Origin of the sequence: Hahella sp. CCB-MM4, from assembly GCF_002260525.1 — a bacterium.
Lineage (GTDB): Bacteria > Pseudomonadota > Gammaproteobacteria > Pseudomonadales > Oleiphilaceae > Hahella.
In genome coordinates, this window is record NZ_MRYI01000005.1 from 78,963 (window position 1) to 92,768 (window position 13,806).

General features: G+C 51.1%; 10 protein-coding genes. 6 read left to right on the forward strand and 4 right to left on the reverse strand.

Going from position 1 to position 13,806, the window contains the following annotated elements; all coding sequences use genetic code 11:
• Positions 1–51: 51 nt before the first annotated feature.
• The gene (locus BTA51_RS11525; RefSeq protein WP_094707615.1) at positions 52–1,275 is read right to left on the reverse strand and encodes a lytic murein transglycosylase; all 1,224 of its coding nucleotides are present in this window, start codon (positions 1,273–1,275) and stop codon (positions 52–54) included.
• Between the two features lie 256 nt (positions 1,276–1,531).
• Positions 1,532–2,809, reverse strand: a complete 1,278-nt coding sequence (yjeH, locus tag BTA51_RS11530) for an L-methionine/branched-chain amino acid transporter (RefSeq protein WP_094707616.1) — start codon at positions 2,807–2,809, stop codon at positions 1,532–1,534.
• 219 nt (positions 2,810–3,028) lie between these two features.
• Between yjeH and BTA51_RS11535 the strand changes: the two genes are divergently transcribed.
• Complete coding sequence (locus tag BTA51_RS11535) at positions 3,029–3,451, forward strand: Lrp/AsnC family transcriptional regulator (protein WP_094707617.1); 423 nt, start codon at positions 3,029–3,031, stop codon at positions 3,449–3,451.
• 72 nt (positions 3,452–3,523) lie between these two features.
• Positions 3,524–4,972: a TrkH family potassium uptake protein gene (locus tag BTA51_RS11540; protein ID WP_094707618.1), complete on the forward strand. Its 1,449-nt coding sequence runs from the start codon at positions 3,524–3,526 to the stop codon at positions 4,970–4,972.
• A gap of 314 nt (positions 4,973–5,286) precedes the next feature.
• Here BTA51_RS11540 and BTA51_RS11545 read toward each other — a convergent pair whose 3' ends face one another.
• Together BTA51_RS11545 and BTA51_RS11550 are read right to left on the reverse strand one after the other, a co-directional pair.
• Positions 5,287–5,733, reverse strand: coding sequence for a YaiI/YqxD family protein (locus BTA51_RS11545; RefSeq protein ID WP_094707619.1), 447 nt, complete (start codon positions 5,731–5,733; stop codon positions 5,287–5,289).
• A gap of 66 nt (positions 5,734–5,799) precedes the next feature.
• Complete coding sequence (locus BTA51_RS11550) at positions 5,800–8,223, reverse strand: hybrid sensor histidine kinase/response regulator (RefSeq protein WP_168188137.1); 2,424 nt, start codon at positions 8,221–8,223, stop codon at positions 5,800–5,802.
• Positions 8,224–8,563: 340 nt separating this feature from the next.
• On the opposite strand from BTA51_RS11550, the gene BTA51_RS11555 reads away from it, so the two are divergent.
• From BTA51_RS11555 to glpK, 4 genes are all read left to right on the forward strand, one after another.
• A complete protein-coding gene (locus BTA51_RS11555; protein ID WP_094707621.1) occupies positions 8,564–9,373 on the forward strand; it encodes a flagellin in 810 nt (269 codons plus the stop codon).
• Between the two features lie 180 nt (positions 9,374–9,553).
• Complete coding sequence (locus BTA51_RS11560) at positions 9,554–10,324, forward strand: DeoR/GlpR family transcriptional regulator (protein WP_094707622.1); 771 nt, start codon at positions 9,554–9,556, stop codon at positions 10,322–10,324.
• A 336-nt stretch (positions 10,325–10,660) separates the two neighbouring features.
• On the forward strand, positions 10,661–12,169 hold the full coding sequence (gene glpD, locus BTA51_RS11565; protein WP_094707623.1) for a glycerol-3-phosphate dehydrogenase: 1,509 nt from the start codon (positions 10,661–10,663) through the stop codon (positions 12,167–12,169).
• A gap of 117 nt (positions 12,170–12,286) precedes the next feature.
• Positions 12,287–13,780, forward strand: coding sequence for a glycerol kinase GlpK (glpK, locus tag BTA51_RS11570; RefSeq protein WP_094707624.1), 1,494 nt, complete (start codon positions 12,287–12,289; stop codon positions 13,778–13,780).
• Positions 13,781–13,806 lie beyond the last annotated feature (26 nt).

Sequence of the window (13,806 nt, forward strand, 5' to 3'; positions counted from 1 at the left end):
TTAGCCTCTCAATTTGCTTTCAGAACAGCCTGGCAGAAGAGATCCAAGCCTTCACTGCTCAACCGCGGGAAACGAAACCCCCAGCCTGGCAAAGGTTGTTGCATCGGGATATCCATCCGCAACCAACCCTTCCTGATGTTGATACTCACGCAATGCTTTGCGGGTAGCCGGCCCCAGAATACCGTCAGGCGTACCGGGATCCACACCATAGGCAATTAACTTTTCCTGTAGCTGAAGAACAATCACACGACTCAAACGTGGAGAATCCGCTGGCGGAGTATTCTGCAGTGGCCCGGCTCCGGCAATACGGTCTGCCAGGTGTCCAACAGCCAGAGCATAGTACTCTGACCGGTTCCAGCGCATGATGACTTCAAAGTTGTCATACACCAGAAACGCCGGACCTGCATGGCCGGCGGGCACCAGCAACGAAGCCTGAATGTTCACATTCGCCAACGACCGTCCAAATGCATCCGTTAGTCCCAGCTCTTTCCATTCCGCCAGGGATTTGGTCTGCCCCAGACCTGCCAGACGATAGTTGAAGTCTTTGGGCAGTAATACTTCTCTTCCCCAGCGTAGTTGAGGTTTCCAGCCGATTCCTTTTAAGAAGGTTCCGGCAGATAGCATGGCATCCGGCACGCTGCCCCAGAGATCCCGGGTGCCGTCCTTATCGGCATCACGAGCATATTTGAGGAATACCGACGGCATGAACTGTACATGCCCCAGAGCACCGGCCCAGGATCCCTGCATACGCTCCGGCTCGATATCGCCACTGTCGATAATTTTCAGCGCAGACATCAACTCCTGAGTGAAATATTCACTCCGCCTGGGATCGCAAGCCAGTGTTGCCAGGGAATCCAGAGTCGACATTTTCCCGAAATAGGTACCGAAGTTGGTTTCCAGCCCCCAGAAGGCGACCAGATAATGCCCGGGTACCCCTGTTTCACGGGTAACCCGCTGCAAGAGATCGCGATACTGATGATACAGCTCGCGCCCTTTCTTTACTTTTTGCTCAGTAACACGAAGACCCAGATATTCCGAGAATGGCGTGGTGAATTCGGGCTGGCGTCGGTCCAGCTCAATGACTTTGTCCAGGTAGTTCACTTTTGCCAGTACCTGGTCCACCGTCTGAGGGGAAATACCCTGGTTTCTGGCTGTGTCCTGAAGGCCGACGACACACTGTTCAAAGGTTTCGCTTGCCCACACGGAAGAGTTCAGACCGAATGTGGATAAAAGCAGCACGGCGTTGACCAACGGCCGTAAGAGATTTTTTTGCACCTTAATACCTTTTTATATCCGGCATAGGTTATGTATACCTGATAGCCGTTATGCCTTTAGCTCAAATGGGCTGGTAGGGCCTTTTGAAGATAGAAACTGGGATTGAGGATCGCAACGCCGTCAAATACTGTCAACTACCGGACTCATTAAGTTTCGGAAATATTTCCTCACCTTTGGAATCCGGCAGGATTAAATCGGATGCAGAAGCATAGCCAAGCATCTGGGGGTGCATTGTAGGAAGTAGTTCAGTGGCTCCTTAGACTCCGTTCCCCATAAGATCTGCCTCCCCAAGATAACGGCTACGGAACCAGATCCATAACGAGACATAGAGGACACCTGCATAAAGCATGGAGGCAGCCAGAGTCACCGCCAGCCAGACACAGATGAGCATGCCTCCGGCCGCGAGGAGTTTCCGCCAGCGGGACAGCAGCCTGATCGCGGCCATCATGGTCATAATGTATATCAGCACCACGATGCCATTGGACAGCATGATGAGCCCCTCTAGTGACATGTTCAGGCTACTGGAGATCAGGAGACTGATCAGGCAGACCACCGTCATTGCAATCACGCTATTGACCGGAGCCTGCTGTCGGTTGAGCTTTTCCAGCATCCGTGGGGCATCACCGCCCCTGGCCAGACTCCAGAGCATACGGGAGGCACTGGCATGGTAGATATTCATGGTGGCGACACAGGACAGAAATCCGAACAGCCCGATGCACAGTCCGCCCCAGGGACCGATCAACTTATCGAATAGAATCACCATGGCAGGGGTATCGGGTGAGAGTGAACCCGGATAGGACAATACCAGCCAGGTACCAAGTGAATACACCAGACCCACGATGAGCACACCGATGATCAGTGCCAGAGGAAAGTCCCGCTGGGGATTCTTGAATTCGGACGATACGTGGGCCAAGGCCTCAACACCGATAAAGCTCCAGAACGCTAATGCAGCGGCAGCGGCCACGGCTCCCATTTCGAGAGAGTCAGCAGTAAACGGATTATATCGGGTCGCCGCAGTAGGTCCGGAGTCATCGATTGCCAGCCAGGTCAGAAGAAATATAACGCTGCAGACAGTGACAGATATTGTCGTCTGGATTGCCCCGGACAGCTTAATTCCACGTAGATTTACCGCCATCATCATGAGCAGCAATAACACTTTTGCCATCACCTGCTGAGCGTCAGACATGCTGACCAGACTGCCCAAAAACCAGACCGCCATTTCCATGGCTGCAGGAAGCCCTACCGGCAACAGGGCAAGAAACAACCACCCCACAATACGTCCCTGCAATTTTCCAAAGGCCAACTCGACAAAATGGGAGGCTCCCCCTGCATGGGGAAAACGACGCCCAAGCTGACCAAAAGACAAAGCCACCGGCAGAATTGCCAGAATTAACACCATCCAGCCCCACAATGCGTTACCCCCGGACGTTCGCACGGTCAGCTCCGGCAGCATGAAAACGCCGGTTCCAAGTAGCGCGGAGGTTAATAGGCCCAGCCCCTGAACCAGGGTCAATGTTGGCTTTAATTCATTCATGCGATATTTCCTTTTGCCGGACCGCTACATACTCACAGATCTACCGGCTGCAATACTCATTTCATGGCTTGCTGCCATTAATCGGTTATGCCGCCATATCAGAGGGTTAGACTATCGCATCTGATACTTGCAATTTGTCGTAAATGACCGCCAAAATGCCTGATCTGCCGGCACAGTGATAACCCTGCTCACTGGCCACTCCAGCTTTCCGAGGTCTCAGTGGATCGTTTTGACGAAAAAATCATTCAGCTATTGCGGGAGAATGCCCGGCAATCTGTGTCATCTATTGCCGATAAGGTCAATCTGTCCCGCTCAGCGGTCACAGATCGGATTCGAAAGCTGGAAGAAACCGGAATTATTCGTGGCTATCAGGTACTATTGAGCTCCGGCGCTCAGGATGACGTCATCGTTTATCTGGAAATCAGCTATAACAATACTCAATGTGCAGAAATTGCCAGTCAGCTTCGCCGCATACCCGAGATCAAGGTATGCCATGGTGTGGCCGGTGATACAGATATGATGTTAACCGTTAAGGCAAAATCCATGGATCGCGTAACAAAAATCCGGGAAACCATCTCGTCTATCAAAGGAGTGGGTTATATCAAGACCCACGTGGTGTTAATGGAATTTATCAACGAGTAAGCCGGTAAACTGATTCATGCATATTCTCTATCACAATCTCTTTATTCTGCAGTAAACAGGATTCGCCCACAGATGCAGCTATTCAAACCGTTGTTCCGGCTACTGTCGATTGCCCTGCTGGTACTCGGCACAATGATGCTACTGCCGTTGATTCTGGTATTTTACGGTGACCCTGTTCACCTTAAAGCCTTCTCCGTCAGCGCCGCCCTTACCATGGCCGGTGCTGTCGTCTGTCATTTACTCAGCCGTGAAGGTGTTGAACGGCTGATATCAAAACAGCTGTTTGTCATCACCAGTGGCGCCTGGTTTGTTGTCCCCATGTTCGGGTTGCTGCCCTTCCTGATGATGCGGGATCCGCTCACCTTCACCGATGCTGTATTCGAAACCGTTTCCGCACTGACGACGACCGGTTCCACTGTCATGTCAGGGCTCGACCACACACCACGCGATATTCTGTTATGGCGTTCCATCCTGCAGTGGTTCGGCGGTATCGGCATCATCGGCATGGCTATCGCGATCCTGCCATCATTGAAAGTTGGGGGCATGCGGCTGTTCCAGACAGAATCCTCTGACTGGTCGGAAAAAACCACGCCACGGGCGCACCAGATGCTGGTCGGCATCATCACCGCCTATCTTGCCATCTCGGTCCTCTGTGCACTGGCTTACTGGGTGGGTGGAATGTCTCCATTCAATGCCATCAATCATGCCATGACCACCGTCTCCACCGGAGGCTTCTCCACATCCGACTCTTCCTTCGGCCAGTTTGATTCCAAACTGCTGCAGTGGATGTGCACATTTTTCATGATCGCAGGCTCGATTCCCTTTTTACTGTATGTCCGGATGTGGTCACATCGTAGTCTGATCCATGTAAATGATGTGCAGGTGAAGGGTCTGGTAGGACTGTTGTTGGGGGTCTCCCTGATCCTGGCGGTTGACCTGGAATTCACCGGAAGAATGGATTTTTGGGAAGCATTCACGCTCAGCGCACTAAACGTGACATCTGTCGTCACCACCACAGGCTTTGCCAGTGCGGACTACTCCCACTGGGGCAATGCGGCGATTGCACTGTTTTTCTTTCTGACCTTCATTGGTGGGTGCTCGGGCTCTACCAGCGGCGGGGTGAAGATTTTTCGTTGCCAGATTTTCTTCATCATGTTGAAAACCCAGCTGGTTAAATCGGTTCACCCTAATGCAGTTATTGCCAGTAAATTCGGTGGTCGCACGGTCAGCGACGATATCATTCAATCCTGTATCGCCTTCCTGTTCTTCCTGATGACAACACTGATCGTACTGACGTTCCTCCTGTCTTTGACCGGCCTGGACTTTATTACCAGCATAACAGGGGCCTCTACAGCGCTCATGAACGTCGGCCCCGGTCTTGGAGATATGATTGGCCCGGCCGGCAATTTTCAGAGCCTGGAGATCAGTGCCAAGTGGTTACTGACCATTGGTATGTTGCTGGGCAGGCTTGAGTTTCTTGCCGTGATGATTCTATTTACGAGGACCTTCTGGCGGGGATAATTGGGGGTCAGAACAGACCAACATGGCATCAGTTTATTGATCGAATCGTGCTATTTCCTTTCAACTTTCTGATGTAGGACATGTCGCACGTTTATTGCGGAGATGTAGACTTTCGCCCCCATAGCCGAATCACTATTATTACTCTCGAAAGGATGCGAAATGACACGTAAGGATGCGTAGCAGGGAAGCGGCAGGGATGATAGAGGCCATAGGATATGGCAACGGTATCGCATATCGCAGGGCACAGCATGGAAGCTGTGCCCTTTCCGTTTATGGACCCATCAACAGGCCATGCATCTCATTTAATCCTTATCTTATTTGTTCTTTGCCAGAAATCGATCCAGCTGGTTTGCAAACTCCATACGATCACCATGATTGAATGCCGCTGGACCGCCGCTTTGTATGCCGCTACTGCGCATGGTTTCCATAAAATCCCGCATTGCCAGACGCTGCTTGATGTTTTCTCTGGTATAAAACTGTCCGCGCGGATTCAAGGCATGCCCGCCCTTCTCAATCACTTCAGCCGCCAGGGGGATATCTGCAGTGATGACCAGATCACCCGGCTCCATTCTCTGAACGATGGTGTTATCTGCCACATCAAACCCAGATTCAACCTGCAAAGATTTTATCAAAGCAGAAGGAGGCGTTTTCACAGCCTGGTTTGCCACCAGGGTAAGCAGTGTTCCGGTACGCTCAGATGCTCGAAACAGAATATCTTTTATGACGTTGGGACAGGCATCGGCATCTACCCAGATCTGCATGGTGTGGTGTTCCTCTTTTGATGATTCGACGTGAACGGCCGTTATATTATGCCCGATTTGTTGATATCAGGCAGAATCTTCGAATCCCGAGTACTTTTTTAGCATCCACTCCAACTGTTCCCGGTTAATGGGCTTGTGGATAAAATCATTCATACCGGCCTCTTTCAACCGCTGCTCCGTCTCTGGCAGCGTGTGTGCACTGATTCCCACGATGGGGACCGGTTGAATGCCCAGGTTGTTTTCATGCCGGCGAATCTCAATAGTGACCTGATGCCCATCCATAATTGGCATTTCATAGTCCAGCAGCACTACCTTATAAGCCTCTGGGTTCAGCATAAATGCCGACAGAGCTTCCTGACCGTTCTCGCACAGTTCCACCTGACAGCCAAAGCGCTCCAGGAAGCGTTCGATGACCATGGCGTTCACTTTATTGTCCTCTGCGACCAGCACTCGAAACGTGTTTGGCGAAAGAAGGTAGGCTTTTTCTTCCTCTACGAGAGGGGATTCCTCTTCTTCAATCTCTTCAACCTCTTCCAAAGGAATCTCAAACCAAAATGTTGACCCACAGTCCGGAGCACTGGTAACCCCTATGCGGCCTTGATGCAACTCCACCAGGCTACGGCATATGGTCAGACCCAAGCCGGTTCCGCCGTATCGACGGGTAGTGGACTTATCGCCCTGGTAGAACGACTGGAACAGTAGATCCTGATGCTCTTCCTCTATGCCGATACCCGTATCCGTCACTTCAAACCGCAGATGCTCACCATCAACGGCAATGACAGCCAGCTCTACAGATCCTTTTTCGGTAAATTTAAATGCATTGGATAACAGGTTCAGGAGTATCTGTTTGACTCTCAGGGGATCCAGCATAGCGATCCGGGGAACCTGCCCTTCGTATCGCACCCCAAAGCCGATGCCTTTTTCGTTGGCTATCGCCTCAAATAGTTCACAACAGTTGTTGACCAGTATTTTGAGAGAGGTCGCTTGCAGATCGAGTTCCAATCGACCGGCCTCGATTTTGGAAAAATCCAATACGCCATTGATCAGGTGCAACAGATTTTCACCACTGCCTCTGATCGCCTGCAGATAATTGCGCTGCAGTTCATTCAGCTCAGTGTCATCCAACAATTCTGCCATCCCCAGAATACCGTTAATCGGTGTTCTGATTTCGTGGCTGAAGGTGGCAATAAATTCACCTCTTGCCAGATTCTGCGCCTCAGCCTGAATAGCGGCAGACTCCAGCTCGAATTGTTTTTCCCTGTCCTGAGCGATCTGCCGTTGCAGTTCAAGGCGATTTTTCTGTAATGCACTGAACCTGGCTGCGAGTGAGAAAGACAGCAGCAGGCCTTCAAAGGCCGATCCAAACCAGAATGCATTGTTAGTCAACGAATTGGCGGGGATCAGTCCAAACTTGTTCAGACCATAGATAGTCGTCCCCAATGCCAGGGCAACCCACGCCAATGTATATAGACGTGAAGACAACTCTCCACGGGGCCAGGTCAGGAAACCGGCAACCAGAAAAGCTGCCGGACCGGCCATGCCAAGCGCAACAACCAACTTCAGATGCACACCCAGGGGTAGCACCAGCCCCAGCAACATAATCGCCAGAGCCACAAAAATAACCACCTTGTTCCAACGCAACAATCTGGGCCATTGTTTCAGTCCAAGCGCTTCGATACTGAAAAAGCCGGCACAGACGACAGACATCGCCACCCCGAGTTGAACGGAGTAGTACCCCCATTCCGGCATATTGGGCCATAGAAACTGAGGACCCAGCCCTGTTTGGGAGGCCTGGATAAGAATCAGCGTTGCAATATAGCCAACATAATATATGTGCCCCCTCGAACGAAGGGTGATTGCCAGAAACAGGTTATAGGCCATCAATGTCAGCAGCAGACCAAAATACAGCGCGTACTTGGTCTGGTCATACTGATAATCGCTGTAATATTGGTCTCTATCCCATAGCGTTAACGGGACCTGCATGGACCCGGCTTCACGGATTCTCAGGAACAGCGTCATCTGCTCTCCGGGAGCAAGATTCAGGGGAAGAATGAAGTTTCGATTGTCCAGAAGGCGGGAATGGAATGGGTAAGCGTTGCCGGTATCCAGAACCTTCAATATTCCATGGCGGGGTTCAGAGGTATAAATCTCAACAAAATCCAGGGTCGGTGCAGCCAATACCAGCAGAGGATACAACGTGGTGTTACTCGTACTAATAAGATCAAAGCGAATCCACAACGGGCTGCTGTCAAAGCCGAAATTCACCCCAGTCTCTTCATTCAGATGTTGCCAGGCGGCCTGCCCGGAAGCAGGAAGCTCTGAAACCGTACGATTTCCATCCTCGTCGTGCCAGAACTCCATCACCGAAGAGAGATCAACAGGCTCCTCCGGCTCCCCGGAAATCTCCAGTTGACCAGCATAGGCTTTTGTCCCCATGAAGAGCAAAATCAACATACTGACCAGAGTTACTGATAGCCAGCGTTTATCCATCTGTAGATGTACACCTCGTTTTTCTTCAGTAACCAAATTACCACGACCATCCTGAGCCATTAGCGATAATTTTGGGACTTACTGACCAAAATATAGATAAACGTCCTAAATTACACCATGAATAAAGTGCCGACTATCAGCCAAATGGCATTTTAACCATTTATAACGATCCTAAAGCCCGATTTATTACGTACTTCCTACAGGCGGTTACCAATAATCGACGAAAATCCGTGCATTGTAGTTAGTCCCGTTAACAAATGACGATGTACAATATCTGACCAGTTTTAAAATTGTCCGCTTAAGCAAATGTAGGCGATATTTCTGCGGGGAGCAGCCAAACATGGCCATTAATATCAACAACACCTTCAATAACCTGCCTCCGATCAGCGATACGCGTATTAACCAGCGATTTGAACAAATCAGCTCAGGAAATCGTATCAACAGTGCTGCAGATGACCCTGCGGGGCTTGCGATTACCAATCGCTTTGATGCCCGAATCGGCGGGTTTAATGTGGCCATCCGCAACGCTGGAGACGGCATCTCCTATACCCAGCTGGCTTCCGGGGCTCTTGGCCAGGTAACGGATAACCTGCAACGTATCCGGGAGCTGTCATTACAGGCAGCAAACGGTACGCTCTCGGATAGGGACCGCCAGGCGCTTCAACAGGAAGCCGGCCAATTGGCCGAAAGTACTCAGCAAATCCTGGAAAAGACCAATTTCAACGGCGTCAGTGTTTTTACCAACGAGGACGCTCAGACTTTCCAAACTGGAGAAAATGCTGGAGACGAGGTTTCCATACAAGGCGGCAATATCCTCGATCAGCTGAACCAGCTTGGTCTGGATGAGCTGGATATCAGCACACAGGAAGGCGCCGTTAACGCCCTATCGGTCATTGACGACAGCTTTTCCGTCATCAACGAGAGAAATGCGGAATTCGGAGCCGTTGCCAACCGGTTCGAAGCGACTATCGCACAGGCAGAGACCAGCCGGGTCAATGCCGCGGAAGCCCGTAGTCGAATCGCCGATACCGATATTGCAGAAGCCGCTTCCAGCCTGATTTCCGAACAGATTCGTAACCAGGCACAAATCGCCGTCCGCGCGCAGGCAAACGGCCAGGCACAACAGGTACTTCGTTTGCTGTCAGGCTAAAGCCGACAAGCCATTTCAATAGCCACAACCCGCAGGGTTACAAGCGTCACAACATTGCTGCATAATGCTCGGGTGCCGAACATTGGCGCACCTGTTTTATCCGCTAGTGGGTTGTGAGGAAAATTCAGTCGCTTTCTTCACGCCCCACTAGTTATCAGCAATGGAACAATAACGAAAAAGATGCTTGAAAAACCGCTGAATGCCCGCCAGGTCAATATCCTGAAAATGATCGAGCAGAATGGCTCGGCAACGATCGACGAACTGGAATCAAGTTTTGATGTCACACCGCAAACCCTCCGGCGTGACCTCAACCTGCTGGCAGATGCCAATTTGATCCAGCGTTTTCACGGTGGTGCGAGTTCAACCACCTCGACCCAGAACCTCCCCTATCAGGATCGACAGATACGCTATCTGCGGGAAAAGGAGGCCATTGCCCGGGAGATTGCACTTCATATTCCTGACCACAGCAGCCTGTTCATCAATATCGGAACGACCACTGAGACGATTGCCAAGGCGTTGATGAATCACAGCGGTTTGCAGGTGGTCACCAACAACCTCCATGTTGCCAGTCTGATGAGTCAGAAAGAAGACTTTCGGGTGATCGTCACATCCGGCGAAGTCCGTGCCCGCGATGGAGGGATTGTCGGTGAGGCTACAATGGATTTCGTCAAACAGTTTCGCTTGGATTTCGGTATTATCGGCATCAGCGCGATCGATGAAGACGGTACCCTGCTGGATTACGACTATAGAGAAGTCAGGGTGGCACAGGCGATTATTGAACACAGCCGTCATGTCTTCTTGGCCGCCGACCACTCCAAATTCGGCCGCCGGGCCATGGTAAGGCTAGGCAGCATCACCCAGGCCAATATGTTCTTCACTGATCAGGCACCCAACTCCAACATTATCAGTCTGATGGAAGAAAACGACGTCAAACTGCAGATCTGCCAGTAATTCCTTCCGAACATTTTCATTTATTTCTCCTATTTATAGGGATGGGCTGAGCCCTCCCTATTTCCTGGCCAGACTACTCGTCCTGAATGTTGTCTGCCACCGCGCCTGACAGGCTCCCAATTAGTTCGTAACTGTTTGTCTAGCTTCTCATTATTCCTCACTCATCCAACATTCTGATCACAGCATTGTCACATTCCCTTCCTATTGTGAGCCCAAAGTACAGTTCGTTTATTGAACAAATTTTATGATTTTCGTTTCATTTTCCTTTTATTTTCTTTTTTGTTGTTTTAAGATTCGTTTAATCTGAACAACAATCCAATGACAGGTTTAATTCCCATGAAGGAACAAGTCTATGATCTTTTAGTGGTCGGAGGGGGTATCAACGGTGTAGGCGCGGCTCTGGATGCCCAGGGACGTGGTTTGAAAACTGCTCTCGTGGAAATGAAAGACCTGGCCAGCGCAACATCCTCGGCCAGCAGCAAACTAATTCACGGAGGCCTGCGCTATCTGGAACACTACGAATTCCGGTTGGTACGCGAAGCCCTCAACGAGCGCGAAGTGGTATTTCATAAGGCGCCTCATATTGTTAAGCCAATGCGCTTTATCCTGCCACACCGTCCACACCTTAGACCTTCATGGATGATCCGCAGTGGCCTGTTTCTTTATGACGTACTCGGTAAGAGAGACGTTCTTCCTGGCAGCAAATTCCTGAAATTCGGCAAAGATAACTCTCCCCTGAAGCCGGAAATCAATAAAGGATACGAATATTCTGACTGCTGGGTGGATGACGCCCGTCTGGTAACACTGAATGCTATGCAGTGCCGGGATCTCGGGGGTGACATTTTCACCCGAACCAAGTGCATTGGAGCAAAACAGGAAAACGATTTATGGCACATTCAGGTACGCGATGAGCTGACCGGCAAAGAACGTACTCTGAAAGCCAAAGGTCTGGTGAATGCGGCCGGCCCCTGGGTCAAAGCCCTGCTGACCCAGGAGCTGTCCCGCACCAGTCCCAGAGGAATCCGGCTGATCAAGGGTAGTCACATTGTGGTACCTAAAATTCATGATCAGGAACAGGCCTACATTCTGCAAAACGAAGATGGCCGTATCGTGTTTGTGATTCCTTACCTGGATAAATTCTCTATCGTCGGCACCACTGATGTGGAACATAAGGGCGAACCTGACAGTGTTGCGATATCGCAGGAAGAAATCGATTATCTGTGCAAGATCGTCAATCAGCACTTCACTCGCCAGATTTCCCCGGCAGATGTGGTATGGACCTATTCAGGTGTTCGCCCATTGTGTGATGACGAGTCTGATTCTCCTCAGGCGGTGACAAGGGACTACACCATTGAGCTGGAAACAGAAGGCAAGTTACCTTTGCTGTCTGTCTTCGGTGGCAAACTGACCACCTATCGCAAGCTGAGCGAAGCTGTCATGAACAAGCTCAAGCCGTTTTATCCTTCCATGGGGCATTCCTGGACCGCAACCAGCCAGCTCCCGGGAGGTAATATCGGTGCCGACATTAACGCTTATATCGCCAAGTTGCGGGAATTGTACCCATTCCTGACCCAGGAGACCGCCAAGCGTCTGGCAACGACCTACGGTACCAGGGCAGAGATGATTCTCGGTGAAGCGGAATCTCTGAGCGACCTTGGAATCGATTTCGGTTCTGATCTCACTCAAAACGAAGTGGACTATTTGGTACAGTACGAGTTCGCCTGTACTGCAGAAGACGTGCTCTGGCGACGGACCAAAATGGGTCTGTTCCTTAACGCGGAACAACAGAGCGCAGTGAGTGACTATATTGAAAAAAAAGCGGTCGATAACCGCGTTGCAGCATAAGCAGATAACACGGCCAGGCGATCGCCTGGCCGATGCTTTTATCCAATAATGCTGTTACGCTGAAGATCGACTGTTTACTGAAAACCTGACCGTTTCACTAATACGAGAATAACAACCGTGAATGGATACCTGTTAGCCATTGACCAAGGCACGACCAGCACCCGTGCCATACTGTTCACCCACCAGGGTAAACCTGCCTTTATTTCCCAACAGGAATTTCCACAGCATTTCCCCAGCGATGGCTGGGTGGAACATAATCCGTTTGACCTGTGGAATACCACCGAACATGTATGCCGTGATGTTCTCAAACAGGCCGGTATCAAAGCCCACGATATTACGGCCATTGGGATTACCAACCAACGCGAAACCACTATTGTTTGGGACAAAGTAACCGGTGAGCCCATTTATAATGCCATTGTCTGGCAGGATCGCCGTACCGCGGAATACTGTCAGGAACTGAGAAATCAAGGACTGGCCGAAAAGGTTCGTGATAAAACCGGCCTACTGATAGACCCTTATTTTTCCGGCACCAAAATCCGCTGGATACTGAATCAAGTGGAAGGCGCTCGGGAAAGAGCCGAGAAAGGCGAATTACTGTTCGGTACCGTCGATACTTACCTGATGTGGAAGATGACCGGCGGTAAAACTCATGCGACCGACGCCACTAATGCCTCCCGTACCATGCTGTACAACATCAAGACTCAGCAATGGGACGAAGAACTCCTTCAACTGCTGGATATTCCTACCAGTATGCTGCCTGAAGTGTTGAATTGTGCTGACGACTATGGTCACACAGATGAGCACTTTATCGGCGGCCATGTGGCGATTTCCGGTGTTGCAGGCGACCAGCAAGCTGCGCTGTTTGGCCAGGCGTGTTTTGAACCGGGTATGTGCAAGAGCACCTATGGCACCGGCTGTTTCATGATCATGAACACCGGCGATACGCCCCTGACTTCCGAAAATCAATTGCTGACGACGATCGGTTACTGCCTGGACGGCAAGGTCACCTACGCCATAGAAGGCAGTATCTTCATGGCAGGCGCAACAGTGCAATGGCTGCGCGACGGCATCAAGCTGATCACCAGCGCCGGCGACAGTCTGCAACACGCCCTGAAAGCCGGTGCAGACCAATCCGTATACCTGGTACCCGCCTTTACCGGACTGGGAGCACCTCACTGGGATCCCAAAGCACGTGGTGCCATTGTCGGCCTGACTAGGGATACCGGCATTGAACAGATTGTGACGGCCGGTCTGCAATCCGTATGCTACCAGACCCGCGACCTGTTGGAGGCCATGAAGGCTGACGGCGTGGAAGAGCTGGCCGCTCTTCGGGTCGACGGTGGGATGGTAGTCAACGACTGGGTTATGCAGTTCCTGTCAGACATTCTTCAGGTTCAAGTGGATCGCCCACTGGTTACGGAAACCACAGCGCTGGGCGCTGCAATGCTGGCGGCACTGCAACAGGGTATTTATTCCTCCCTGGAAGAGCTGCAAAGCAACTGGCAATGTGAGCGATCATTCAAACCCAAGATGGAAGACAACACCGTCAATCGGCTGTACAAAGGCTGGCAGAAAGCCCTGGAAGGGGTGAAGCATATTTCTGCTGATTAGACTGATCCCCATCAACCCGGTACCGA

Bases quoted from the DNA above. Each gene is read 5' to 3' on its own strand.
- yjeH (WP_094707616.1), bottom strand. From the start codon at position 2,809: ATGAATGAATTAAAGCCAACATTGACCCTGGTTCAGGGGCTGGGCCTA.
- BTA51_RS11540 (WP_094707618.1), top strand. From the start codon at position 3,524: ATGCAGCTATTCAAACCGTTGTTCCGGCTACTGTCGATTGCCCTGCTG.
- BTA51_RS11545 (WP_094707619.1), bottom strand. From the start codon at position 5,733: ATGCAGATCTGGGTAGATGCCGATGCCTGTCCCAACGTCATAAAAGAT.
- BTA51_RS11550 (WP_168188137.1), bottom strand. From the start codon at position 8,223: ATGGATAAACGCTGGCTATCAGTAACTCTGGTCAGTATGTTGATTTTG.
- BTA51_RS11555 (WP_094707621.1), top strand. From the start codon at position 8,564: ATGGCCATTAATATCAACAACACCTTCAATAACCTGCCTCCGATCAGC.
- BTA51_RS11560 (WP_094707622.1), top strand. From the start codon at position 9,554: ATGCTTGAAAAACCGCTGAATGCCCGCCAGGTCAATATCCTGAAAATG.
- glpD (WP_094707623.1), top strand. From the start codon at position 10,661: ATGAAGGAACAAGTCTATGATCTTTTAGTGGTCGGAGGGGGTATCAAC.